Genomic DNA, 24,030 nt, shown 5'->3' on the forward strand with positions numbered 1-24,030 from the left:
GGAGCGACCATCCGTTGAGGGCGGTGGCGGGTGACGGGAGAAACCGCAGGTGGGAGCGGAGCGACCATCCGTTGAGGGCGGTGGTGGGTGACGGGAGAAACCGCAGGTGGGAGCGGAGCGACCATCCGTTGAGGGCGGTGGTGGGTGACGGGAGGGCTACAGTGAAGGGCGCCATCGGCTCCAGTGAGGGAGACACTCCATCGTGATCACCGCGATCGTGCTCATCAAGACCAGCGTCGACCAGATCCCCGAGATCGCCGAGAAGATCGCCGCCCTGGAAGCGGTCAGCGAGGTGTACTCGGTGACCGGCGCCCACGACCTGATCGCGATGGTGCGGGTGGCCCGGCACGACGACCTGGCGGACGCCATCCCCGGCCAGATCAACAAGGTGCCGGGCGTCGCGTCGACCGAGACGCACGTGGCGTTCCGCACCTACTCCCAGCACGACCTGGAGGCGGCGTTCGCGATCGGCCTGGACGCCTGACGCCCTGGCCGATCGGCCCGGACGCCTGACGCCCCGGTCGACCGGCCGGGACGCCTGACGCCCCGGTCGGCCGGTCCGGACGCCTGAGGTCCTGACGGGCGGGGCGCCCGGTCTCCGCCCGCGCCCGCCGCCGGCTCGGACCGCTCAGCCGCGGTCCGGCACGCAGCGCCCGTCCTCGGCCCGGTACCGCCACTTGGCGCCGTTCCGGACCAGGTCCCGCACCGCGCCGACGAACCGTTCCACGTGCTCGTCGGGGGTGCCGGCGCCGAAGCTGACCCGGATCGCGTTCAGCGACTTCTCCCCCGGCGCGGCCTCCGGGGCGCCGCACTCACCGGGGTCCTGGGGGTCGCCGCCGAGCAGCGTGCGCACCAGCGGGTGGGCGCAGAACAGGCCGTCCCGCACCCCGATGCCGTACTCCGCGGAGAGTGCCGCCGCGAAGTGCGAGCTGTTCCAGCCGTCGACCACGAACGAGATGACCCCCACCCGGTCCGCGTCCTCGCCGAACAGCGAGAGCACCCGCACCTCGGGGACGTCCGCCAGCCCTTCGCGCACCGTGGTGATCAGCCGCTCCTCCCTGGCCACGAGGGTGTCGAACCCCGCCTCGGCGAGGGCCCGGCAGGCGGCGGCGATGGCGTAGACCCCGATGACGTTCGGCGAACCGGCCTCGTGCCGGGCCGCGCTGGTCTGCCACTCCACGTCCACCCCGCCGTCCGGCCGGCGGGCGACCGTGCGGCTGGCGCCGCCGCCGGCCAGGTACGGCTCCGCCTCGCGCAGCCAGTCGGCGCGGCCGGCGAGCACTCCGGCCCCGAACGGGGCGTAGAGCTTGTGCCCGGAGAACGCCACCCAGTCCACGTCCCACCCGGCGACGTCCACCGGGCGGTGCGGCACCAGCTGGGCAGCGTCCAGCACGATGCGGGCCCCGTGCGCGTGGGCGGCGGCGGCCAGCTCCCGTACCGGCCACAGCTCACCGGTCACGTTGGACGCGCCGGTCACGCAGACGAGGGCGGGGCCGTGCGGTTCGCGCGCCGCGAGGGCCCGCTCCAGGGTGTCCACGGCCTCCCGCGGGGAGCGGGGTGCGGAGAGGTAGGTCACCGCGACGTCGGCCCGGCGCTCCCAGGGCAGCAGCGACGCGTGGTGTTCGGTCTCGAAGACGAAGACGCGGGTTCCCGCCGGGAGGACGGTGGCGAGCAGGTTGAGCGAGTCGGTGGTGGACCGGGTGAAGACGACCTGGTCGTCGGCGCGGCAGCCGAGGAACGCGGCGACGTCGGCGCGGCTGGCCTCGAACAGGTCGGTGGACAGCTGGGAGAGGTAGCCGGCGCCGCGGTGGACGCTGCCGTAGTAGGGGGCGTAGCCGGCGACGTCGTCCCAGACCCGCTGGAGGGCGGGTGCGCTGGCGGCGTAGTCGAGGGCGGCGTAGTTCACCTCTCCGCCGGTGACGAGGGGCACCAGGACGTCTCGTCCCAGAACGGGCAGCGGGGAACAAACCGACGGGTCAGCGGCAACGGTGGAGGCAGACATGGCGAACTCCGGTGAGAAGGCAGGCGCGAAGCGCGGCGCGAAGGCAGGCGGCATCACCGCGCGGACGCCTGGCGGGCCGTCATCGGGGAGACGGCCGGGGCACGGAGGCGTGACGGCGCGGAAGAGGAGAGGGGTGGTGCGCGGAGAGGGGGGCCGGTAGGCCCTATCGCATTCGCTTGCTCACGAGGGAGGCTCCCTTGAGGACCAGGACCCCAGGGGCAGGGGTCCGCGCTTGCCACAGACCTCGCTGCCTGCGGCCTGGTCATCACCCGGGGCACCCCGCCACGGACGGAGGGTTGCCGGACAGCGGGCCGGGGCCGTAGTCGCTGTCACTCGTGACCTGACGGGAAGTATGCCAAATGATCGGCAGGACGCAAGTCGGGGTCCGGCATCCGGACCCCGACGTCGCGCCGCGGCGGCCGCTCGCGGCCGCGTGCTGCGGGCGGTACGCCCTGGATCAGGCGTTGCTCGCCAGCACCCAGCGCTCCAGGGCCTGCCGGGCCGCGCCGGAATCGATGGCCTCCGCGGCCCGCCGCATCCCGGCGGCGATCCGGTCGGCCAGCGGCCCGGTGCCCGGGTCCAGCGCGACCAGCGCGGCGGCCGAGTTGAGCAGCACCGCGTCCCGGACCGGTCCGGTCTCACCGGCCAGCAGCCGCCGCGCCACATCCGCGTTGTACGAGGCGTCGGCGCCGCGCAGCGCCTCCACGGGCACGAGGTCCAGGCCGACGTCCCGCGGGTCGAACCGCTCCGGGCGCACCTCGCCGTCCCGGACCACCCACACCTGGGAGGCGGCGGTCACCGTCAGCTCGTCCAGGCCGTCGTCGCCGCGGAACACCAGCGCCGAGGCGCCGCGTTCGGCCAGCACCCCGGCGACGATGGGTGCCATCCGGGCGTCGGCCACACCGGTCGCCTGGGCGGTGACCCGGGCCGGGTTGGTGAGCGGGCCGAGGAAGTTGAACGGCGTGGGCACGCCCAGTTCACGGCGGGCCGTCGCCACGTGCCGCAGCGCCGGGTGGAACTTCACCGCGAAGCAGAAGGTGATGCCGGCTTCCTCGGCCACCTCGACGACCCGGGCCGGGGTCAGGTCCAGGTTGACCCCGAGCTTCTCCAGCACGTCGGAGGAGCCGCTGGCGGAGGACGAGGCGCGGTTGCCGTGCTTGACCACCTTCACCCCGGTCCCGGCGACCACCAGGGCCGACATGGTGGAGATGTTGACGGTCCTGGCCTGGTCGCCACCGGTGCCGACGATGTCGACGGCGGGCCCGGGCACCTCGATCAGGTTGGCGTGCTCGTACATCGTCCGGACCATGCCGGACACCTCGGCGACGCTCTCGCCCTTGGCCCGCAGCGCGATCGCGAACCCGGCGATCTGCGCGTCGGTGGCCTCGCCCCGCATGATCTTGTCCATGGCCCACGCGGTGGCGTCGGCGGTGAGGTCCTTCCTCGCCATCAGGGTGCCCAGTACGCCCGGCCAGTCGTACGAGACGCCGCCGGAGAGTGTGCGGACGGGAGGAACCGTGTTCGTCATCCATACTCCTGGTGCATCTGCGGGACGAGGCGGGCGGGTGGCCCCGGGGTGCCGGCCGGACGGCCGCCGGCGCGCCGGGGCGCGCATGGCGCCGGCGGCCGTGATCCTGCTCCCGGGGCGGAAGCCGGGCCCGGTGTCAGCCTAGCGGGCTCCGGAATGACGACGGGCCCGCGCTCATATGCCGAGCAGCCGCCCGGCCGGGACGGTGCACGCCCGGTCCGGGCCGGCCGGGCGGCGGCCGACCGCCCGCCGCCCGGCACCGCCCGCGTCGACGCCACCACCCGCATCCCGCACCCCGGAACCGCCCGCACCCCGGCACCGGCCCGGCCCGCCGGCGCCACCCGCGTCGACGGCACCGGCCGGACGCGGCCCGCCCGGTCCGGGCCGTCCGGACCGCCGCCGCGGCCGCTACCGCCGGCGCGGTTCCGCGGCGACGGGCAGCCGGGCCGGGCCGCGCGACCAGACGCCGGGCTTGGGGACGGCGGCGGCGGTCAGCCGCAGTCCGCCGTACCGCTCCGCCAGTGCCCGCAGCGCCGCGGCGGCCATCATCCGGGACAGCTTGTCCCCCACGCAGTAGTGGATGCCGCGGCCGAACGCCAGGTGCTCGCGCCGCGGGCGGTCCAGCCGGAAGTCGTCCGGGTCGGCGAAGACCCGCTCGTCACGGTTGGCCGAGCCGAGCAGCAGCAGGACCACGTCCCCCGCCGCGAACGTCCGGCCGTGTACCTCGACCGGCTCCAGCGCGACCCGCCAGGACGCCTGGGTCGGCGACGCCAGCCGCACCAGCTCGTCCACCACGTCGTCCGTCCGCTCCGGCTCCGCCGCGACCGCCCGCAGCGGCTCCGGCCACCGGGTGCACGCCTCCACGGCGTTGCCCAGGAAGTTGGCGAAGGTGTCGAGACCGGGCACCACCAGCAGCACGCAGATCGCCGCGAGCTGGTGCGCGGTGAACTCGTCGTGCAGCGTCCGGGACCGGGCGAGCTGCGAGATCAGGTCGGTGCCGTGGCCGGTCCGGGTCTCCAGCAGCCCGACGAAGTACCCGGTGCACTCCGCCAGGGATCTTCGGCAGGCCGCCGCCTGTTCCTCGGGCGGCGCCGCCCCCGGCTCCAGGATTCGGGCTATGGCCGAGGACCACTGCTGGAACCGGGCCTGGTCGGACCGCGGGATGCCCAGCAGATCGCCGATCACCCGGGCCGCCAGCGGCGCCGCCAGGTGCTCCATGACCTCGAACGCCGCCGGCAGCGCGTCGAGCGCGGCTCCGGCGAAGGCCGCCGTGGACTCCTCCAGGGCGGCGATCACGGCCGGTGTGAAGGATCCCGCCACCAGGCCGCGCAGCCGGGTGTGCCCCGGCGGATCCAGCAGATCGAAGAGCTTGGCGTCCCACCCCTCCAGACCGACGCCGAGGAACGAGGGGTCCTCGGTGGCGGCTCCGGTGGCCTCCGCCGCCATCCGCGAACCGGCCAGGTTCTTGCCCAGCCTCCGGTCCCGCAGCAGCCGCTCGCAGTCCGCGTGGCGGCTCACCACCCACAGGCCCGGGGCCGCGTCCAGCACCGGGGCGGTGTCCCGCAGCAGCCGGTAGACCGGCGCCGGGTCGGCCCGGAACGCCGGGTCGGTGGGGTCGAACAGCAGTGGGGGGTTCGGACCGGGGGTCACGTCGTCCACATGCACAAGAGAAACCTTCCTGCTCGCGCTCGGTGCGCGCGGTGGCGCACACCGGTGTGGGGGGTGGTGATCGCCCGGATGCTACCGGCGCCGCCGGGCCGGGAACCCCCTCCGCCGGTAACGCCCGTGCCACAGCCGGCGGAACGACCGGGCGGACCGCGCCCCAGGCATGCGGAAGGGGCCCGCCGGGAAGTCCCGGCAGGCCCCTCGCAGCTGTGGCGTCAGCTGTGCGTGGTGGTGGAGATCAGTGGTGGCCGTGGCCGCTGGTGATCTCCTGGTACTCCTCCGCCGTCGCCTTGGGGATCTGCGCGTCCTCTCCGTACAGGCTCTTGGAGAGCCGGGCACGGAGCTTCTCGGAGCGCTTCACCTTGCGGCGCACGCCGTTCTCGTCGACCTCGGGGCCGATCTCGAGCGGCTTGGGCTGCTCGTGCGAGGTCAGCGTGTACAGCTGGTCCTGCGGGAGCGGCTCGTGCACCTCGATGAACTCACCGTGCGGCAGGCGCTTGATGATGCCGGTCTCCCGGCCGTGCAGCACCTTGTCGCGGTCGCGCCGCTGCAGACCCAGGCAGATCCGGCGAGTGGCGATGAAGGCGAGCACCGGGCCGACGAAGAACCCGATCCGCACGAACCAGGTGATCGAGTTGATCGACAGGTGGAAGTGCGTGGCCCACAGGTCGTTGCCACCACCGATCAGCATGACCAGGTACGCGGTCAGCCAGGCGACACCGAAGGCGGTCCGGGTCGGGGCGTTGCGCGGGCGGTCCAGCAGGTGGTGCTCACGCTTGTCCCCGGTGATCCAGGCCTCGATGAACGGGTAGACCGCGATCGCCAGCAGCACCAGCGGGAACAGCACGATCGGGATGAACACGCCCAGGACCAGCGTGTGGCCCCACAGGTTGATCTCCCAGCCCGGCATCACACGGACCAGACCCTCGGCGAAGCCCATGTACCAGTCGGGCTGGGCGCCGGTGGACACATGGTCCGGCCGGTACGGGCCGATGGCCCAGATCGGGTTGATGGTGGCGATCGCGGAGATGAACGCGATGACACCGAACACCAGGAAGAAGAAGCCGCCGGCCTTGGCCATGTACACCGGCATCAGCGGCATGCCGACGACGTTCTTCTCGGTCTTGCCGGGACCCGGGAACTGGGTGTGCTTGTGGTAGAAGACCAGGATCAGGTGCGCCACCACCAGGCCGAGCATGATGCCCGGCAGCAGCAGGATGTGCACCGAGTAGAGCCTGGGGATCACGTCCATGCCGGGGAACTCGCCACCGAACACGAACATCGAGATGTACGTGCCGACCAGCGGGATCGACAGGAACACACCCTGGATGAAGCGGATACCGGTACCCGAGAGCAGGTCGTCCGGCAGCGAGTAACCGGTGAAGCCGGTGAACATGCCGAGGACCAGCAGCAGGAAGCCGAAGAGCCAGTTGATCTCACGCGGCTTGCGGAACGCGCCGGTGAAGAAGACGCGCATCATGTGGACGAGCATGCCGCCCAGGAAGATGAGCGCGGCCCAGTGGTGGATCTGCCGGATCAGCAGACCGCCGCGGACCTCGAAGCTGATGTCCAGCGTCGAGGCGAACGCCTCGGACATCCGGACGCCCTGCATCGGGACGTACGGACCGTGGTAGACGACCTCTTCCATGCTCGGGTGGAAGAAGAACGTCAGGTACACACCCGTGAGGATGATGATCAGGAAGCTGTAGAGGCAGACCTCGCCCAGCATGAAGGACCAGTGGTCCGGGAAGACCTTGCGCAGGTTCTTCTTGGCGGCACCGTAGATACCGAGCCGGCCGTCCATGTAGTCGGCGATCCGCTCGCCGGCCGGGGCCTTGCCCTTCCGGCGCGTGGTGGTGTCCTGGTTGCTCATCCGCGCTCCCAAAAGGCAGGACCGACGGGCTCGTCGAAGTCGCCCATGGCCTCGAGGTACCCCTCGCCGTTCACGGTGATCCGCAGCTGCGGCAGCGCGTGTCCGGCCGGGCCGAAGATCACTCGGCCACCGTCGGAGAGGTCGAACGTCGACTGGTGGCACGGGCACAGCGCGTGGTGCGTCTGCTGCTCGTACAGGCTGACCGGGCAGCCGACGTGGGTGCAGATCTTGGAGAACGCGACGATGCCGTCGTGCGACCAGTCGAGCTCACGCTTGTCCTTGATGTCGTCCGGCTGGATACGGACGATCATCAGCGCGGCCTTGGCGATCTGCACCTGGAAGTCGTGGTCGTGCTCGCTCATGCCCTCGGGCATGGCGAAGGTCAGCGAACCCACGGCGATGTCCTCGGGCCGCAGCGGCTGCATGGTGTTCTGGTTCATCAGCCGCTTGCCCTTGGCCCACTTGGTGTGCCGGAGCTTGTCCTCCGGCAGCGGACCGAGGTCGCGCAGCAGCACGACGGCGGAGAGCGGGAACAGGGCCAGCGCACCGAAGAGCGTGTTGCGGGCCAGCTTGCGGCGGCCGAAGCCGGACTCCCCGGCGCCGTCCCGGAAGTCCTGGAAGACCTGCTCCCGGACCTCGGGGGTGGCCTGGATCGGGTGCCGCTCGTGCACGATCTCGTGGTCCGACATCAGGGTGCGGGCCCAGTGGACCGCGCCGGCGCCGATGAAGAACAGCGCCACCGCGAGGGTCGTGCCCAGCGCGAAGTTGAGCGCGCTGACGTGCCCGAGCGGGAAGATGTAGACGATCTTGTCGACCGGGAAGGCCACGAAGGAGGCGATGAAGCCGATCGTGGCGAGCATCGACAGCAGGAACATGAACGCGACCGCGCGCTCGGAGCGCCGGGCGGCCTTCTCGTCGATGTCCTGGATGCGCGGCTCGTGCGGCGGCAGCCCGGGGTCGGCGAACGGGTCCTGCGGGACCGCTACCTCGCCGGCGTGCTTGTCCTGCGCTGCGGGCAGGTTCTCTTCTTCTGGAATGTCTTGGCTACTCATGACTTCTTGGCCTTTGCGGTCCGGGCGGCAACCCAGATGGTGACGGCGATCAGGGCGCCGAGGCCGAAGATCCAGCCGAACAGACCCTCACTGACCGGGCCGAGCCCGCCCAGCTCCATGCCGCCGGGGGTCTCGGTATTCGAGGTGTTCACCTTGTCGAGGAAGGCGATGATCTCCCGCTTCTCCTTCTCCGGCATGATCGTGTCCGGGAAGGAGGGCATGTTCTGCGGGCCCGTCTGCATGGCCTCGTAGATGTGCTTGGGGTCGACGTTGTCGAGCTTCGGCGCGTACTTGCCGTTGGTGAGGGCACCGCCCTTACCGGTGAAGTTGTGGCACTGCGCGCAGTTGGTGCGGAACAGCTCGCCGCCCCGGGCGGCGTCCGCGCCCTCGGGGTTGTACTGCTCCTTGGTGGGCGTCACCGGGCCCGCGCCGAGCGAGGCGATGTACGCGGCCAGCTGCTCGGTCTCGGCGTCGGTGTAGATCTTCTTCTTCTTCGGGACCTGGGCGCCGGGCTGCTGCGCGGGCATGCGCCCGGTGCTGACCTGGAAGTCCACGGCGGCGGAGCCGACCCCGACCAGACTCGGGCCGTCGGTGGTGCCCTGTCCGCCAGTGCCGTGGCAGGTTGCGCACCCCACGGCGTAGAGCTTCTTGCCCTCCTCGATGGCGAGGGACTGGGCGGAATCATCGGCCTTCGCCTTGTCCGCGGGCGCGAACGCGGCGTACAGCCCCCCAGTGACCGCCAGCGCGAAGAGTAGGACGACGACCGCCGCCAGCGGATGGCGTCGTCGTGCGGAGAGCTTTTTCACGGATTACCCCGGTGTCAGGATCTTCTGCGTCGATGCTTTAAGGACGTTGTTCCGGTGCGGGACGTGACATCCCGGCCGCCGGATTACTTGATCATGTAGATCGTGGCGAAGAGGCCGATCCAGACGACATCGACGAAGTGCCAGTAGTAGGACACGACGATGGCCGCCGTCGCCTGCTCGTGGGTGAACCTCTTGGCCGCGTACGTCCTGCCCAGGACCAGCAGGAAGGCGATCAGACCGCCTGTCACGTGCAGGCCGTGGAAGCCGGTGGTCAGGTAGAACACCGAGCCGTACGGGTCGGACGAGAGCGACAGGCCCTCGTGCTTGACCAGTTCGGTGTACTCGAAGACCTGGCCGCCGATGAAGACCGCGCCCATGATGAAAGTGATCACGAACCACAGGCGCAGCTTCTTCACGTCACCGCGCTCGGCGGCGAAGACGCCGAGCTGGCAGGTGAGGGAGGAGAGCACCAGGATCGTGGTGTTGGTCGCCGAGAACGGGAAGTTCAGCGCGTCGGCCTTTTCCGACCAGAAGTCGGCACCCGTCACCGAACGCAGGGTGAAGTACATCGCGAAGAGGGCCGCGAAGAACATCAGCTCGGAACTCAGCCAGATGATGGTTCCGACGCTGGTGAGGTTCGGCCGGTTGACCGACGGGTGCGCGTGCCCGGTATCTACTGCTGTTGCTGTCGCCACGACCGACATTATGTCGGTCGCTTATCCAGCCCTCACTCCGGGGGGTGCCGTTCGGTGTGTCAGCACCCCGTGCGCTGCTCGAACGGCCCATCGACGCACCGTCCGTACCGCTGCCCGAGGGGGGTGGTACGGAGTAGCATCCGTGGCCTAACCGGTGGGGACGCCCAGGCGAACTTGCGACGGGTTCCCGACCGCTGCCGTGCCGTCTACGAGCGTGGAGGAACAATGCAGCCGACCGCCACGGTGCTGGTCTACAGCGACGACGCCACCGTCCGCGAGCAGGTCAGGCTGGCCGCCGGACGGCGTCCCGCCCCGGACGTCCCGCCGGTCGAATTCCTGGAGTGCGCCACTCTCCCGGCGGTGCTGGAGGCCCTTGACCAGGGCGGCGTCGACGCCTGCGTGCTGGACGGGGAGGCGGTGCCGGCGGGCGGCATGGGCGTCTGCCGGCAGATCAAGGACGAGATCTTCCGCTGCCCGCCGGTGCTGCTGCTCATCGCCCGTCCGCAGGACGCCTGGCTGGCCACCTGGAGCCGGGCGGACGCCGCCGTCACCCATCCGGTGGACCCGGTGGTGTTCGCCGACACCCTGGCGGGGCTGCTGCGCGCCCGCCCTGAGCTGGGGGCGGCCTGACCGCGGCGCCGGTCAGACGGTGGGGCGGAGCCTGGCCGACCGGGCCGGGCCGGTCCCGTCCGGGCCGCCCCCGGCCAGAGCACTGCCCTTGAGCCACTGCTCCCAGGAGAGGTTCCAGTCGCCGAAGCCGTTGTCGAACGGCGTCATGGTCTCGCCCGCGCTGCCCACCACCTTCACGATGTCCCCGACGCGCACCGTGTCGAAGAACCAGCGGGCGTTCGCGGTGCTCATCCCGGTGCACCCGTGGCTGACGTTGGCGGCCCCCTGGGAGCCGACCGACCAGGGCGCGGCGTGCACGTACTCGCCGCTCCAGGTGACCCGGGTGGCCCAGTGGACCGGCAGGTCGTAGGAGTCGGAGCTGCCCTCCGGGATGCCGACGCTGGTGCCGCGCATCCGTACGAAGGATTCCTTCGCCAGGACGACCTTGACCCCGTTGCGGGTGTCGAAGCCGGGCTTGCCCGTGGTGACCGGGATGGTCTTGATCTTCTTCCCGTCGCGGAGCACGGTCATGTGGTGGGTCCGCGCGTCCGTGAGGGCCTCGACGCGGTCCCCGGTGCGCAGCCGCAGGGGCTTGGTGGGCCCGCCGTGCAGCCGGCCGCCGACCCGCACGCCGTCCAGGGTGGAGCGGACGTCGATGGTGGCGTGCGCGGGCCAGTACTCCCGCGGCCGGTAGTGCAGCGTCCGGTCGTCCACCCAGTGCCAGCCGCCGGTCACGGCGGGGCGGGAGCGGACCTTGAGGGCGCGTTCGACGACCGCCCGCCCGGCGGGGTCCCGGACCGGCTCGCTGAGTTCCGCGGTGACGGGCTGGCCGACGCCGTAGGTGCCCCGGTCGGGGCCGAAGGTGACGCGGAGCCGTTTGTCCGCCGGGGCGGTGTCGAAGCCTATGGTGCGGCGGCCCGGCTTGCCGGCGCCGTTCTCGGTGCTCACCCGGAGCGTGTAGTGGGCGCCTGCGGCCAGCGGCGCGGTGCTGCGCCACCGGGTGCCGTCGGCGCTCAGCCGGCCGCGTACGTACCGTCCTGCGGCGTCGGTGGCGGTGACGTCGGTGATGCGGCTGCCGCCCCCTTCCGCCCGCACTTCCAGGGGCTTGTCCGGATCGGCCGGCCGGTCCAGGTCGACGCCGCCGAAGGAGATCTGCCCCGCGGCGTCGTACGGCTTGGCGGCGAGCGGGTCCGAGGACGGTCCGCCGCAGGCGGTGAGACCTGCCGCGAGGGGCGTCAGCAGCAGGACGCAGACCGGGACGGCGCGGGTTCGAGATCTGTGGCTCATAACCACAAATTACGGACGGGTGGCGGGAACGGCGCGCGGAGTGACTCCGAACGAGGGTCCGCCGAACGGCCCGCGCCCATCGGTGGCGGCCCACCGGCCGGGCCGCGGCCGGGCGTTGCGTGCGGCGGAGACGGGAAGGGCCCGGACACCTGGAGAGGTGTCCGGGCCCTTCGGCCGTGCCACGGCACTCGCCGCGCGGGAACCTACTGGTTCTGGTTCTCGCCGCGGTAGTACTCGAAGACCCAGCCCCAGATCCCGACGAGGATGATCGGCGCCGAGAAGTACAGCAGCCACCAGCCGAACACGACACCGAGGAAGGCGAACGCGCCACCCACGGCCAGGGCGAGCGGCTGCCAGCTGTGCGGGCTGAAGAAGCCCAGCTCACCGGCGTCGTCGGCGACGTCCGCGTCCTTGTTGTCCTGCGCTCCGGTGTCCACCCGGCGAGCCGTGAAGGCCAGGTAGTAGCCGATCATGATGGACAGACCGAACGCCAGGAACAGCGCGGTGGTGCCCGCCGGCTCCTTCGACCAGACGCCGTAGACGATCGCCATGGCGAGGATGAAGACGGCGAGCCAGATGAACATCCGGCCTTGGACCTTCACTTGCCGGCCTCCTTGCCACCCGCGAGGGCCTTGTCATCGGACTCGACGCCCGCGTTCTCCAACTGGTCCAGCGCCGCGATGTCGGGGTGGTGGAGATCGAACGCCGGGGATTCGGAGCGGATCCGCGGCAGGGTGAGGAAGTTGTGCCGCGGCGGCGGGCAGGAGGTCGCCCACTCCAGCGAGCGGCCGTACCCCCACGGGTCGTCGACCTCGACCTTCTTGCCGTACTTCGCGGTCTTCCAGATGTTGTAGAAGAACGGCAGGATCGACAGGCCGAGCAGGAACGAGCTGATCGTGGAGATGGTGTTCAGCGCGGTGAACCCGTCGGCGTGCAGGTAGTCCGCGTAACGACGCGGCATGCCCTCGGCGCCCAGCCAGTGCTGCACCAGGAACGTGCCGTGGAAGCCCACGAACAGCGTCCAGAAGGTGATCTTGCCGAGCCGCTCGTCCAGCATCTTGCCGGTGAACTTCGGCCACCAGAAGTGGAAGCCGGAGAACATCGCGAAGACCACGGTGCCGAAGATGACGTAGTGGAAGTGCGCGACGACGAAGTACGAGTCGGAGACGTGGAAGTCCAGCGGCGGCGAGGCCAGGATGACACCGGTCAGACCACCGAAGGTGAAGGTGATCAGGAAGCCGATGGCCCAGAGCATCGGGGTCTCGAAGCTCAGCGAGCCCTTCCACATCGTGCCCAGCCAGTTGAAGAACTTCACACCGGTCGGGACCGCGATCAGGAAGGTCATGAAGGAGAAGAACGGCAGTAGCACGCCGCCCGTGACGTACATGTGGTGCGCCCACACCGTCACCGACAGACCCGCGATACCGATGGTGGCGGCGATGAGGCTGCCGTAACCGAACATCGGCTTGCGCGAGAAGACCGGGATGACCTCGGAGATGATGCCGAAGAACGGCAGCGCGATGATGTACACCTCGGGGTGGCCGAAGAACCAGAACAGGTGCTGCCACAGCAGGGCGCCACCGTTGGCCGCGTCGAAGATGTGCGAGCCGAACTTGCGGTCGGCCTCCAGCGCGAACAGCGCGGCGGCCAGCACCGGGAAGGCGAGCAGCACCAGCACACCGGTGAGCAGCACGTTCCAGGTGAAGATCGGCATGCGGAACATCGTCATGCCGGGTGCGCGCATGCAGATGATCGTGGTGATGAAGTTGACCGAGCCGAGGATGGTGCCGAAGCCGGAGAAGGCCAGACCCATGATCCACATGTCGGCGCCGACACCCGGCGAGCGGACCGCGTCCGACAGCGGGGCGTAGGCGAACCAGCCGAAGTCGGCGGCACCCTGCGGGGTGAGGAAGCCGGCCACCGCGATGATCGAGCCGAACAGGTACAGCCAGTAGGCGAACATGTTCAGCCGCGGGAAGGCGACGTCCGGCGCACCGATCTGCAGCGGCATGATCCAGTTCGCGAAGCCCGCGAACAGCGGCGTCGCGAACATCAGCAGCATGATCGTGCCGTGCATCGTGAACGCCTGGTTGAACTGCTCGTTCGACATGATCTGCGTGCCGGGGCGAGCGAGCTCGGCGCGCATGACCAGCGCCATGGCTCCGCCGATGCAGAAGAACACGAACGACGTGATCAGGTACAGCGTGCCGATCGTCTTGTGGTCGGTGGTGGTGAGCCACTTGACGACCACGTTGCCGGGCTGCTTGGGGCGCACCGGCAACTCGTCCTCGTACGAGGCGGCTGCGTCGGCACCCTGAGGTTCGTTGAGGATGCTCACTTTTGCTTCGTCTCCGCGTTCTTGGCGGGGTCCGTCTGCTCGATACCCGACGGAATGTAGCCCGTCTGGCCCTTCTTCTTCAGATCCTCAAGGTGCTTCTGGTAGCGCTCGGGCGAGACGACCTTGACGTTGAAGAGCATCCGGGAGTGGTCGACGCCGCAGAGCTCGGCGCACTTGCCCAGGAAGGTGCCCTCCTTGTTCGGGGTCACCTGGAAGCGGTTGGTGTGGCCCGGGATGACGTCCTGCTTCATCAGGAACGGGACCACCCAGAAGGAGTGGATGACATCGCGCGAGGTCAGGATGAACTCGACGGTCTCGCCCTTGGGCAGCCACAGGGTCGGGCCGGGGTTGCCGGTCTGCGGGTTCCGGTCGCCCGGGATGCCCGCGTCCCAGACGCCTTCGGCGCCCGCGGGGATGGTCTCCAGCATCCGGTCCGGAATGTTGGAGATCTCCTTGATGTCGCGGTAGGGCTTGCCGGGCGTGGCGGCGTTGCCGTCCACGTTCTCCATGTAGTTGAAGCCCCAGCTCCACTGGTAGCCCACGACGTTGATGACGTGGTCGGGCTTCTTGTCGACCTTGAGGAGCTCGTTCTCGTCACGCGCGGTGAAGTAGAAGAGCACCGACACGATGATGATCGGGACCACGGTGTACAGCGCCTCGATCGGCATGTTGTACCGGGTCTGAGGCGGAACCTCCACCTTGGTCCTGCTGCGCCGGTGGAAGATCATGCTCCAGATGATCAGACCCCACACCAGAACGCCCACGGCGAGGGCGGCGGCCCAGGAGCCCTGCCACAGGGAGAGGATCCGCGGCGCCTCCTCCGTGACGGGAGTGGGCATTCCGAGGCGGGGGAAGTCCTTGGATGTGCAACCGGTGGCGGTCGCCAGGACCAAGCCCGCGGCAAGCGCCTGCAGCAGCTTCCGCCGCACCGGGCGCCGCGACGAGCGGTCGGAGCCGTTGGGACTCACGTAGCGCCTTCCCGAGAGTCTCGCCCGCGCGGCCGGCTGCGGCCGTCTCGCTGGTCGGTCGCCGGCCCGCTACGGGCAGGGGTTTGGATGTTTATGCGGACCAAACCCTACTGGACGCCTTTTAGGGCCGCGCGGGGAGGGTGCCCAACGCGCCGGGTCACTCCCCGAAGGGATGGAATCACCGGCTCCGCCAGCGGTTCCACCCCCGTTCGGCGTAACGCTGACGAGGCGTCGGCAGCGGTCTCCGGCGGGCTTCCCGCAGGCGGAACGGCTAGCGTTCGGCGGGTGCCCTACTTCGACGCCGCCTCCTCGGCCCCGCTGCACCCGGTCGCCCGCCAGGCACTGCTCGCCGCCCTCGACGAGGGGTGGGCGGACCCGGCCCGGCTCTACCGCGAGGGGCGCCGGGCCCGGCTGCTCCTGGACGCCGCCCGGCAGACCGCGGCCGAGGCGGTCGGCTGCCGCCCCGACGAACTGGTCTTCACCCCGTCCGGCACCCGTGCGCTGCACGACGGCATGGCGGGGGCGCTGGCCGGCCGCCGGCGGACCGGCCGCCATCTGATCGTCTCGGCCGTGGAGCACTCGGCGGTGCTGCACGCCGCCTCGGTGCACCGGTCCGGCGGCGGCACCGTCGCCGAGGTGGCGGTGGACCGCACCGGCCGGGTGGCGCCCGGCGCGTACGCGGCGGCCCTGGCCTCGGCCCCGGGGCCCACCGCGCTGGCCTGTCTGCAGTCCGCCAACCACGAGGTGGGCACCGAGCAGCCGGTGGCCGACGTCGCCCGGGAGTGCCGGGAGGCGGGCGTGCCGCTGCTGGTGGACGCCGCCCAGTCGCTGGGCTGGGGGCCGGTCGAGGGTGACTGGTCGCTGCTGACGGCGAGCGCCCACAAGTGGGGCGGACCGGCCGGGGTGGGGCTGCTGGCGGTCCGCAAGGGGGTCCGCTTCGCCGCCCAAACCCCCGCCGACGAGCGGGAGTCGGGGCGCGCGCCCGGGTTCGAGAACCTGCCGGCGATCGTGGCGGCCGCGGCCTCGCTGCGGGCGGTGCGGCAGGAGGCGGCGGCCGAGGCGGCCCGGCTGCGCGAACTGGTGGACCGCATCCGGACCCGGGTGCCGCAGCTGGTACCGGAGGTGGAGGTGGTCGGCGATCCGGTGCACCGGCTCCCGCACCTCGTCACCTTCTCCTGTCTCTATGTCGACGGGGAGACCCTGCTCCACGAGCTGGACCGGGTGGGGTTCTCCGTGTCCTCCGGCTCCTCGTGCACCTCGAGCACCCTGGTGCCCAGCCATGTGCTGCGGGCCATGGGGGTGCTGTCGGAGGGCAACATCCGGGTGTCGCTGCCGGGCGGCTGCCCCGCGGCGGACGTGGAGCGGTTCCTCGGGGTGCTGCCGGAGGTGGTGGGCGCGGTCCGGGAGCGGCTGGGCGCGCCGGTGTCCGGAGGTCCGTCCCCGGCCGGGACGGACCCGGGCGGCGGCGGAGCGGGTGACGCGGGGGCGGCGGAGCGGCCGGTGGCCGCGGCTCCGGCGGGGAGCGGTCCGGCGGGCGGCGGCCCGGCCGGCGGGGTACCGGCGGCCGCGGAAGCGGCGGGCGGGGCCGGCGGCGGCCCGGCGGAGCCCGGCCCGGACGACGCCGGGCTGGTGGTCGACTCGCTCGGCAAGCGCTGCCCGATCCCGGTCATCGAGCTCGCCAAGGTGATCGGTGACGTACCGGTGGGCGGGGTGGTGACGGTGCTCTCCGACGACGAGGCGGCCCGGCTGGACATCCCCGCCTGGTGCGCCATGCGGGGCCAGCAGTACCTGGGCGAGCGCCCGGCCGGACGCGGTACCGCCTACCGGGTCGTCCGCCGCGCGTAGCCCGGCACCGGGCCGGGGCGTCCGGGCGCGCCCCGCGCTCGGCCCGGCCCGGCGGGGACGCCGGTGGGCCCGGCTGGGCCCAGCGAGCCGCCGGACGGCGCCCGGGGCCGCGCGCCCGGCTGCCCGGGGGCGGCCCCGGGCACCGCGGGGCGGACGACCGTGGAGGTCAGGCCAGGTGGCTGCGGACCTCGGCGGCCGCCTCGTCGCCGTAGGCCTTCGCGAAGCGCTCCATGAAGTGGCCGCGCCGCAGTTCGTACTCCTGGGTGCCCAGCGTCTCGATCACCAGGGTCGCCAGCATGCAGCCGACCTGGGCGGCCCGCTCCAGGCCCAGTTCCCAGGAGACGCCGGCGAGGAATCCGGCCCGGAAGGCGTCGCCGACACCCGTCGGGTCGACCTTGGCCTCCTCCTCGGGGCACCCGACCTCGACGGGCTGCTCGCCGACCCGCTCGATCCGCACGCCCCGCGCGCCGAGCGTGGTGACCCGGGTGCCGACCTTGCCGAGGATCTCGTCGCCGGTCCAGCCGGTCTTGGTCTCGGTCAGGGCCTTCTCGTACTCGTTGGTGAAGAGGTACTCGGCGCCCTCGATGAGCCGGCGGATGTCGTCGCCCTCCATCCGGGCGAGCTGCTGCGAGGGGTCGGCGGCGAACGGGATCCCGCGGGTGCGGCACTCCTCGGTGTGCCGGACCATCGCCTCCGGGTCGTCCGCGCCGATGAGGACCAGCTCCAGACCGCCGACCCGGTCGGCCACCGGCTGGAGCTCGATCTGCCGGGCCTCGCTCATGGCGCCGGTGTAGAAGGACGCGATCTGGTTGTGGTCGGTGTCGGTGGTGCAGACGAACCGGGCGGTGTGCAGCACCTCCGAGATGCGGACCGAGGCGGTGTCCACGCCGTGCCGGTCCAGCCAGGCGCGGTACTCGGCGAAGTCCGAGCCGGCGGCGCCGACCAGGATCGGCCGCAGCCCGAGCACGCCCATGCCGAAGCAGATGTTCGGCGCGACCCCGCCGCGGCGGACGTCGAGGGTGTCGACCAGGAAGGAGAGGGAGACCGTGTGCAGCTGGTCGGCGACCAACTGGTCGGCGAAACGACCGGGGAAGGTCATCAGGTGGTCGGTGGCGATGGAACCGGTGACTGCGATTCGCACGGTGGGTGAGCTCCTGCGGGCGGTGGCGGACGGGACGCTTCACGCTACCGGGTCGAGGGGTACTCCTCGATCGGGCGAAACTACCCGATAGTAGGTCTTTTTTCGCTACCGACTCACTGCATACGGTGACCTCGTACGGGGCCCACACCGTGCGGCCCCCCGGACCGGGAGTCCTCATGCCGAAGCACGCCCTCGCCGCATCCATCCCGACCACCGGTGCCGCCGAGCCCGGGGACCCGCTGCCGGAGTCGGGGGTGGAATCGCTGGCCCAGCTGCGCGGTGACTGCGCGCGGATGGCGCCGCACTGGTCGGCCACCGTAGCGCCCGCGCCGTCCCCCGTCCCGCCCTCGCGGATCCGCGGGGTCTCGGTGCCCGACAGGTCCGCCCACCTGCTGGACGGCATGTCCGACTACGGCGACTGATCCGGCGCCCTCCGGCGCCCCGGGAACCGCTCGCCGTCCGGTTCCGTCCCATCGGCGTCCCCCTTCACACGGGAGACGACGTCCACGGCGGTGACGCCGGGCGGACGAGAGCCGGACGAACCGAGCGGAGCACGGAGGAGCGCAGCGGTGGGTACGAACACCGAAGACATCCCGGAGACCCCCGGCGACGACGGCGACCGCGACACCCGGTCGCGGCGCCGGCTCTCGCCCTTGGCCGCCGCCTCGGTGGCGGCCGCGGTACTGCTGGTCGGTGGGGGCGGCGCCTGGTGGGCATCGGCGGCCGGTGACGGCGGCGGCGACCGGGCGGCCGCCGGCTCGCCGGAGCCGCTGGCGCTGGACGGCTACGGCGACTCCGGCCGGCCCGGCGGGGAGGGCATCGCGGTGGGTGAGCCGAGCCCGTACGGCACCCGCTACGTGCTGCGCGGCGAGGTGCCGCGGACGCCCGAGGCGGCGGCGGCGCGGCTGGCCACCGGGGAGGTGGACAAGGACCGGGTGGCGCGGCTGGCGAAGGCCCTGGACGTCCCGGGCACACCGCGCGCCGACCACGGGGTGTGGAAGGTCGGCGGCACCGCGGACGGGGCCGGGCCGACGCTCCAGGTGAACCAGGAGGCCCCGGGCGGCTGGTCGTACTCCGGTTACGGCTCCCCCGGCGCGTCGGACGGGTCGGCCTCCTCCACGGAGGCCGGACCGGCCGGGAAGTCCGGTGCCGGATCGGGGTCGGGCGCCGGGTCGGGCAGCGACCGGGCGGTCTCCGAGCAGCGGGCGAAGCGGGCCGCCGAGCCGGTGCTGGAGTCCCTGGGGCTGGCGGACGCGAAGCTGGACGCGCGGCAGCTGCACGGCGCCATCCGGGTGGTCACCGCCTCGCCGGTGGTGGACGGGCTGCCCACCTACGGCTGGCAGACCAGCCTGGAGGTCGGCGCCGACGGGCGGCTGGTGGGCGGCAAGGGGATGCTGGCGGAGCTGACCCGGACCGCGGAGTACCCGCTGATCGGCGCGGAGGCGGCGCTCAAGCGGCTCAACGACACCGCGCGGTCCGGGCGGCCGCCCGCGAAGGCGACCGACTGCGCGACCCCGGTGCCGCACGACGACGGCGGGACGGACGGCGCCGGGACCTCGGAGCCCTGCGCGGCGCCCGGGAGCCCCGGCTCCGGTTCCGGTCCGGACGCGGCCGAGCCGACGCCGGTGCCGGTCCGTTCGGCGACGTTCGGGCTGGCGGCGCACTTCGTGGACGGGCGGCAGTCGCTGGTGCCGTCGTGGATCTACTCGGTGCGGCCGGCGAGCGGCACGGACCCGGCCGGGTCCGCGGTGACCTACCCGGCCGTGGCCCCGGAGTTCGTCAGGGCCCGGTCCGCGGACGACGCGGTTCGGGACGCGCCCGGCCAGGCGCCGCCGGAGCGGCCCGGCACGCCGCTGAAGCCGGGCAAGCGGGACGTCACCGAGAACGCGATCGGCTACGCGGCGGACGGCAGGTCGCTCACCCTGCACTTCACCGGCGGGGTGTGCTCGGCGTACACCGGCACCGCCGTGGAGACCCCGGACCAGGTGAAGGTCACCATCACCGGCAGGTGGGACCGGCCGGGCCGGGCCTGCATCGCGCTGGCGGAGGACCTGGAGACCAAGGTGACGCTGGACGAGCCGCTCGGCGGGCGGAAGGTGGTGGACGCCGCCACCGGTGCGCCGATCCCGGTGGTGAAGAAGGGCTGACGGCCCACCGCGGCGGCGGGAACGGCGGCGGCGCCGCCGTTCCCGCCCCGCGGAACGCGACACGGGTGAGGCGGTGACCCCGGGGCCGGGGTCACCGCCTCACCCGTGTCGGTGTCTCGGGCGGCTCAGCTGAAGGAGTCGCCGCAGGCGCAGGAGCCGGTGGCGTTCGGGTTGTCGATCGTGAAGCCCTGCTTCTCGATGGTGTCCACGAAGTCGATCGAGGCACCGCCCAGGTACGGGGCGCTCATGCGGTCGGTGACGACCTTGACACCGTCGAAGTCCTTCACCACGTCGCCGTCGAGCGAACGCTCGTCGAAGAAGAGCTGGTAGCGCAGGCCGGAGCAGCCGCCGGGCTGGACGGCGACGCGCAGCGCGAGGTCGTCGCGGCCCTCCTGCTCCAGCAGGCTCTTGACCTTCGACGCGGCGGCGTCGGACAGGATGATGCCCTCGCTCGCGGTGGTCTCGTCCTGAACGGTCATCTGCTTCTCTCCCGGGTCGTTGGACTGCTTGCCGTGTGCTGAAAACCAACGGCAACCCGGATTCATTCCGGGGTCCTCGGCTTTTCCGCTTGCTCTTCATGCTCGCACACCGCCCCGGGGACCGGGAATGCGTCACATCGACACGATGGCCGTCGTCAAACTGACATGAAGCGGTTATGATAATAAGCGTCATTTTGACGACAAGCCTCGGCAAGCGTCGCCCGAGGTTCCCCGCAGAAGAAAGAAGGGTGCGTGACGTGACCACCGCCCAGCCCCTCGACGTCCATTCGCCGGCTGACGGCGGGTGGGGCCCCCAGCCCAGCCCGCTCGCCCTGCTCCTCCTCGGCCGGGAGGCCGACCCGAAGAGCGAGCGCGGCGTGGAGTGCCCCGGTGACCTGCCGGCGCCCTCCGACCCGGACCTGGTGGAGCGTGCCCGCGCGGCCAAGGCGAAGCTCGGGGACAAGGTTTTCGTCCTCGGCCACCACTACCAGCGCGACGAGGTCATCGAGTTCGCCGATGTCACCGGCGACTCCTTCAAGCTCGCCCGGGACGCGGCCGCCCGGCCGGACGCCGAGTACATCGTGTTCTGCGGTGTGCACTTCATGGCCGAGTCCGCGGACATCCTGACCGGCGACGACCAGCAGGTCATCCTCCCCGACCTCGCGGCCGGCTGCTCGATGGCCGACATGGCCACCGCCGAGCAGGTCGCCGAGTGCTGGGACGTGCTCACCGAGGCCGGTGTCGCCGACGTCACGGTGCCCGTGTCGTACATGAACTCCTCCGCCGACATCAAGGCGTTCACCGGCAAGCACGGCGGCACCATCTGCACCTCCTCCAACGCCAAGCGGGCGCTGGACTGGGCGTTCGGGCAGGGCGACCCCGGGACCGGCAAGGTGCTCTTCCTCCCCGACCAGCACCTGGGGCGGAACACCGCGGTGCGCGACATGGGGATGTCCCTGGACGACTGCGTGGTCTACAACCCGCACAAGCCGAACGGCGGGCTCACCACGGAGGAGCTGCGCGCCGCCAGGATGATCCTGTGGCGCGGCCACTGCTCGGTGCACGGCCGCTTCTCGCTGGACTCGGTCGACGACGTGCGCGAGCGCATCCCCGGCGTCAACGTGCTGGTGCACCCCGAGTGCAAGCACGAGGTCGTGGCGGCGGCGGACTACGTCGGCTCCACCGAGTACATCATCAAGACCCTGGAGGCCGCGCCGGCCGGCTCCAAGTGGGCGATCGGCACCGAGCTCAACCTGGTGCGACGGCTGGCGAACCGTTTCGCCGACCAGGGCAAGGAGGTCGTCTTCCTCGACAAGACGGTCTGCTTCTGCTCCACCATGAACCGGATCGACCTGCCGCACCTGGTGTGGGCGCTGGAGTCGCTGGCGGCCGGCAAGGTCGTCAACCGGATCCAGGTCGACAAGGAGACCGAGAGCTTCGCCAAGCTCGCCCTGGAGCGCATGCTCGCGCTGCCGTAGCGCCGCCGCGGCGACGGCCCGGGACCGCCCCCGTCGGGGTGCGGTGCCGGGCCGTCGCCGTCTCGGCGGCGGTTTCCGTGGCCGCTGCCGTTGCCGTCTCCGCGGTCGCTCCCGTGGCCGCCGCCGCAACCGTGGCCGTTTCCGCGGCCGCTTCCGTGGCCGGCCCGCGGCCCGGTGCGGCGGTCAGGCCCGCGGCCGGACCAGACCCGTCTCGTAGGAGATGACGACCAGCTGGGCCCGGTCCCGGGCGCCCAGCTTGGCCATCGCCCGGTTCACATGCGTCTTGACGGTGAGCGGACTGACCGCCAGCCGGTCGGCGATCTCGTCGTTGGACAGCCCGCCGGCGACGTGCACCAGCACCTCCCGCTCCCGCACCGTCAGCGCGTCCAGGCGGGCCGCGTCGTACTCCCCGGGCGGCTCCGCCCCGCCCTGCGCCAGGAATCTCGCGATCAACCCCTTGGTGGCGGCCGGGGACAGCAGGGCCTCGCCGCCCGCGGCGATGCGGATGGCCGCCAGCAGCTCCTCCGGCTCGGCGCCCTTGCCGAGGAAACCGCTGGCCCCGGCGCGCAGCGACTCCACCACGTACTCGTCGACCTCGAAGGTGGTCAGCATGACCACCCGCACCCCGGTCAGCTCCGGGTCCTCGCTGATCATCCGGGTGGCGGCGAGGCCGTCCGTCCCGGGCATGCGGATGTCCATCAGCACCACGTCGGCGCCCTCCGCCCGGGCCAGGGCCACCGCCTGGGCCCCGTCGGACGCCTCGCCGACCACCTCCATGTCCGGCTCGGAGTCGACCAGTATGCGGAACGCGCTGCGCAGCAGAGCCTGGTCGTCGGCGAGCAGCACCTTGATCGTCATTCGGGGTCCCCTCCCGTGCGGGCCTGCAGGGGAAGTGTCACCCGGACGCCGAACCCGCCTTCCGGCCGGGGTCCCGCTTCACACCACCCGCTCAGTGCGGCGACCCGCTCCCGCATACCGACCAGACCGTGGCCGCCGCCCTCGCCGTCGCGGTCCTTCCCGCCCCCGCGGCCGGCCGGGTCCGTCCCCCCGGTGGCCCGGCCCGCCGCGGCCGGCCCCGGGCCGTCGTCGAGCACCGAGACCTCCAGCGCACCCGTCCGGCGGACGATCCCCACCCGGGCCCTGGCCTGCGCCCCGGCGTGCTTGTGCACATTGGTCAGGGCCTCCTGCACCACCCGGTAGGCGGTGAGGTCCACCGCCGCGGGCAGCGGGCCGGGGCCGCCGGCCGGGTCCATCGCCACCTCCACGCCCAGCCCGGTCCGGACGAAGCCCTGGACCAGGTGGTCCAGCACCGCCAGGCCCGGCGCGGGTTCGGTGGGGGCGGCCGGGTCGCCGTACTGCCGCAGCAGGCCGACGGTGGCGCGCAGTTCGTCCAGCGCCGACCGGCTCGCCTCCCGGACGTGGGCGAGCGCCTGCTTCGCCTGGTCCGGCCGGTTGTCCATGACGTGCGAGGCCACCCCGGCCTGCACGTTGACCAGCGCGATGTGGTGGGCGACCACGTCGTGCAGCTCGCGGGCGATCCGCAGCCGCTCCTCGGCCACCCGGCGCCGGGCCTCCTCCTCGCGGGACTGCTCGGCGCGCACCGCCCGCTCCTCGATGGCGGCCACATAGGCGCGGCGGCTGCGCACCGCGTCCCCGGCGGCCACCGCCATGCCCGTCCAGGCGAATATGCCCAGGTTCTCCGCGGTGTACCAGGGCCGGACCCCGAACAGCATGGCGGCGCCGGTGACGACCACGATGGTCGCGGCACCGATGCGCCGGGTGGTGGGGCGGTCGGTGCGGGAGGCGACGGTGTACAGCGCCACCACGACGCCCAGCACGATGGCGCTGCGCGGCGCGTCGCCGCGCCCTCCCACGCCGATCAGCTCGGTGAGCGCGATGGCCCCGGTGAAGGCGAGCACGCTGCGCGGGTAGCGGCCGCGCAGCACCAGCGCCGCCGAGGCCAGCGCGCAGACCAGGATGAACAGCGGGCCCACCGAGGTGGTCTCGGCGGCGTGCCGTGGGTTGGTCACCGAGCCGACCAGGATGGTGGCGAAGACGCCCAGCGCGAGCGCCGTGTCGAGGGCGTAGGGGTGCGCGCACATCCAGCGGTGTGACCG

Annotated in this window: 22 protein-coding genes and 1 riboswitch; of the genes, 6 read left to right on the plus strand and 16 right to left on the minus strand. The window is 72.0% G+C overall.

Annotation, left to right across the window (positions count from 1 at the left end):
* The coding region (locus tag ACH4B3_RS10690; protein ID WP_398462427.1) for a hypothetical protein at positions 1-196 on the minus strand (196 nt) is incomplete at its 3' end.
* A 6-nt stretch (positions 197-202) separates the two neighbouring features.
* Between ACH4B3_RS10690 and ACH4B3_RS10695 the strand changes: the two genes are divergently transcribed.
* Positions 203-484 (plus strand): Lrp/AsnC family transcriptional regulator, encoded by a 282-nt coding sequence (locus ACH4B3_RS10695; RefSeq protein ID WP_398462428.1) that lies wholly within the window; start codon positions 203-205, stop codon positions 482-484.
* 144 nt (positions 485-628) lie between these two features.
* Here ACH4B3_RS10695 and ACH4B3_RS10700 read toward each other — a convergent pair whose 3' ends face one another.
* The 7 genes from ACH4B3_RS10700 to ACH4B3_RS10730 form a co-directional block, all read right to left on the minus strand.
* Positions 629-2,002: an aminotransferase class V-fold PLP-dependent enzyme gene (locus ACH4B3_RS10700; protein ID WP_398462429.1), complete on the minus strand. Its 1,374-nt coding sequence runs from the start codon at positions 2,000-2,002 to the stop codon at positions 629-631.
* A gap of 223 nt (positions 2,003-2,225) precedes the next feature.
* A riboswitch (SAM riboswitch) is annotated at positions 2,226-2,343 on the minus strand.
* 116 nt (positions 2,344-2,459) lie between these two features.
* Positions 2,460-3,530: an anthranilate phosphoribosyltransferase gene (gene trpD / locus ACH4B3_RS10705; protein ID WP_398462430.1), complete on the minus strand. Its 1,071-nt coding sequence runs from the start codon at positions 3,528-3,530 to the stop codon at positions 2,460-2,462.
* Between the two features lie 408 nt (positions 3,531-3,938).
* The gene (locus ACH4B3_RS10710) at positions 3,939-5,189 is read right to left on the minus strand and encodes a cytochrome P450 (protein ID WP_398462431.1); all 1,251 of its coding nucleotides are present in this window, start codon (positions 5,187-5,189) and stop codon (positions 3,939-3,941) included.
* Positions 5,190-5,433: 244 nt separating this feature from the next.
* On the minus strand, positions 5,434-7,068 hold the full coding sequence (locus tag ACH4B3_RS10715) for a cytochrome bc complex cytochrome b subunit (RefSeq protein WP_398462432.1): 1,635 nt from the start codon (positions 7,066-7,068) through the stop codon (positions 5,434-5,436).
* The gene (locus tag ACH4B3_RS10720) at positions 7,065-8,120 is read right to left on the minus strand and encodes a Rieske 2Fe-2S domain-containing protein (RefSeq protein WP_398462433.1); all 1,056 of its coding nucleotides are present in this window, start codon (positions 8,118-8,120) and stop codon (positions 7,065-7,067) included. Before ACH4B3_RS10720 ends, ACH4B3_RS10715 begins: the two co-directional genes overlap by 4 nt.
* Entirely contained in the window at positions 8,117-8,926 is an 810-nt protein-coding gene (locus ACH4B3_RS10725) for a c-type cytochrome (protein ID WP_398462434.1), read from the minus strand. The genes ACH4B3_RS10720 and ACH4B3_RS10725 overlap by 4 nt, the downstream gene beginning before the upstream one ends.
* A gap of 83 nt (positions 8,927-9,009) precedes the next feature.
* A complete protein-coding gene (locus ACH4B3_RS10730; RefSeq protein ID WP_392021493.1) occupies positions 9,010-9,630 on the minus strand; it encodes a heme-copper oxidase subunit III in 621 nt (206 codons plus the stop codon).
* A 216-nt stretch (positions 9,631-9,846) separates the two neighbouring features.
* Here ACH4B3_RS10730 and ACH4B3_RS10735 point away from each other — a divergent pair, with 216 nt between their 5' ends.
* On the plus strand, positions 9,847-10,251 hold the full coding sequence (locus ACH4B3_RS10735; RefSeq protein WP_398462435.1) for a hypothetical protein: 405 nt from the start codon (positions 9,847-9,849) through the stop codon (positions 10,249-10,251).
* 12 nt (positions 10,252-10,263) lie between these two features.
* Here the strand turns inward: ACH4B3_RS10735 and ACH4B3_RS10740 are convergent, their stop codons facing one another.
* From ACH4B3_RS10740 to coxB, 4 genes are all read right to left on the minus strand, one after another.
* Positions 10,264-11,517 (minus strand): Ig-like domain-containing protein, encoded by a 1,254-nt coding sequence (locus tag ACH4B3_RS10740; protein ID WP_398462436.1) that lies wholly within the window; start codon positions 11,515-11,517, stop codon positions 10,264-10,266.
* A 203-nt stretch (positions 11,518-11,720) separates the two neighbouring features.
* Positions 11,721-12,119 carry a cytochrome c oxidase subunit 4 gene (locus ACH4B3_RS10745; RefSeq protein ID WP_398462437.1) on the minus strand — a complete coding sequence of 133 codons (399 nt, stop codon included), beginning with the start codon at positions 12,117-12,119 and terminating at the stop codon, positions 11,721-11,723.
* Entirely contained in the window at positions 12,116-13,855 is a 1,740-nt protein-coding gene (gene ctaD / locus ACH4B3_RS10750) for a cytochrome c oxidase subunit I (RefSeq protein WP_398462438.1), read from the minus strand. Before ctaD ends, ACH4B3_RS10745 begins: the two co-directional genes overlap by 4 nt.
* Entirely contained in the window at positions 13,852-14,823 is a 972-nt protein-coding gene (gene coxB / locus ACH4B3_RS10755) for a cytochrome c oxidase subunit II (protein ID WP_398462439.1), read from the minus strand. The genes ctaD and coxB overlap by 4 nt, the downstream gene beginning before the upstream one ends.
* A gap of 285 nt (positions 14,824-15,108) precedes the next feature.
* Between coxB and ACH4B3_RS10760 the strand changes: the two genes are divergently transcribed.
* Positions 15,109-16,668: a cysteine desulfurase/sulfurtransferase TusA family protein gene (locus ACH4B3_RS10760; RefSeq protein WP_398462440.1), complete on the plus strand. Its 1,560-nt coding sequence runs from the start codon at positions 15,109-15,111 to the stop codon at positions 16,666-16,668.
* Positions 16,669-16,834: 166 nt separating this feature from the next.
* Here the strand turns inward: ACH4B3_RS10760 and ACH4B3_RS10765 are convergent, their stop codons facing one another.
* Positions 16,835-17,809: a carbohydrate kinase family protein gene (locus tag ACH4B3_RS10765; RefSeq protein ID WP_398462441.1), complete on the minus strand. Its 975-nt coding sequence runs from the start codon at positions 17,807-17,809 to the stop codon at positions 16,835-16,837.
* 176 nt (positions 17,810-17,985) lie between these two features.
* Between ACH4B3_RS10765 and ACH4B3_RS10770 the strand changes: the two genes are divergently transcribed.
* Positions 17,986-18,231 (plus strand): hypothetical protein, encoded by a 246-nt coding sequence (locus ACH4B3_RS10770; RefSeq protein WP_398462442.1) that lies wholly within the window; start codon positions 17,986-17,988, stop codon positions 18,229-18,231.
* A gap of 147 nt (positions 18,232-18,378) precedes the next feature.
* Positions 18,379-19,956 carry a hypothetical protein gene (locus ACH4B3_RS10775; RefSeq protein ID WP_398462443.1) on the plus strand — a complete coding sequence of 526 codons (1,578 nt, stop codon included), beginning with the start codon at positions 18,379-18,381 and terminating at the stop codon, positions 19,954-19,956.
* A gap of 125 nt (positions 19,957-20,081) precedes the next feature.
* Here ACH4B3_RS10775 and erpA read toward each other — a convergent pair whose 3' ends face one another.
* Positions 20,082-20,435 carry an iron-sulfur cluster insertion protein ErpA gene (erpA, locus tag ACH4B3_RS10780; protein WP_135340779.1) on the minus strand — a complete coding sequence of 118 codons (354 nt, stop codon included), beginning with the start codon at positions 20,433-20,435 and terminating at the stop codon, positions 20,082-20,084.
* A 257-nt stretch (positions 20,436-20,692) separates the two neighbouring features.
* Here erpA and nadA point away from each other — a divergent pair, with 257 nt between their 5' ends.
* Entirely contained in the window at positions 20,693-21,913 is a 1,221-nt protein-coding gene (gene nadA, locus ACH4B3_RS10785; RefSeq protein ID WP_398462444.1) for a quinolinate synthase NadA, read from the plus strand.
* A gap of 183 nt (positions 21,914-22,096) precedes the next feature.
* On the opposite strand, the gene ACH4B3_RS10790 is transcribed toward nadA, so the two are convergent.
* A complete protein-coding gene (locus tag ACH4B3_RS10790; RefSeq protein WP_398462445.1) occupies positions 22,097-22,771 on the minus strand; it encodes a response regulator in 675 nt (224 codons plus the stop codon).
* Positions 22,768-24,015 (minus strand): sensor histidine kinase, encoded by a 1,248-nt coding sequence (locus ACH4B3_RS10795; RefSeq protein WP_398462750.1) that lies wholly within the window; start codon positions 24,013-24,015, stop codon positions 22,768-22,770. Before ACH4B3_RS10795 ends, ACH4B3_RS10790 begins: the two co-directional genes overlap by 4 nt.
* Positions 24,016-24,030: the final 15 nt, after the last annotated feature.

This window comes from Streptomyces sp. NPDC018031 (genome assembly GCF_044327625.1).
Lineage (GTDB): Bacteria > Actinomycetota > Actinomycetes > Streptomycetales > Streptomycetaceae > Streptomyces.

Bases quoted from the DNA above. Each gene is read 5' to 3' on its own strand.
- ACH4B3_RS10700 (WP_398462429.1), bottom strand. From the start codon at position 2,002: ATGTCTGCCTCCACCGTTGCCGCTGACCCGTCGGTTTGTTCCCCGCTG.
- trpD (WP_398462430.1), bottom strand. From the start codon at position 3,530: ATGACGAACACGGTTCCTCCCGTCCGCACACTCTCCGGCGGCGTCTCG.
- ACH4B3_RS10715 (WP_398462432.1), bottom strand. From the start codon at position 7,068: ATGAGCAACCAGGACACCACCACGCGCCGGAAGGGCAAGGCCCCGGCC.
- ACH4B3_RS10720 (WP_398462433.1), bottom strand. From the start codon at position 8,120: ATGAGTAGCCAAGACATTCCAGAAGAAGAGAACCTGCCCGCAGCGCAG.
- ACH4B3_RS10730 (WP_392021493.1), bottom strand. From the start codon at position 9,630: ATGTCGGTCGTGGCGACAGCAACAGCAGTAGATACCGGGCACGCGCAC.
- ACH4B3_RS10735 (WP_398462435.1), top strand. From the start codon at position 9,847: ATGCAGCCGACCGCCACGGTGCTGGTCTACAGCGACGACGCCACCGTC.
- ACH4B3_RS10740 (WP_398462436.1), bottom strand. From the start codon at position 11,517: ATGAGCCACAGATCTCGAACCCGCGCCGTCCCGGTCTGCGTCCTGCTG.
- ACH4B3_RS10770 (WP_398462442.1), top strand. From the start codon at position 17,986: ATGCCGAAGCACGCCCTCGCCGCATCCATCCCGACCACCGGTGCCGCC.
- erpA (WP_135340779.1), bottom strand. From the start codon at position 20,435: ATGACCGTTCAGGACGAGACCACCGCGAGCGAGGGCATCATCCTGTCC.
- ACH4B3_RS10790 (WP_398462445.1), bottom strand. From the start codon at position 22,771: ATGACGATCAAGGTGCTGCTCGCCGACGACCAGGCTCTGCTGCGCAGC.
- ACH4B3_RS10795 (WP_398462750.1), bottom strand. From the start codon at position 24,015: ATGTGCGCGCACCCCTACGCCCTCGACACGGCGCTCGCGCTGGGCGTC.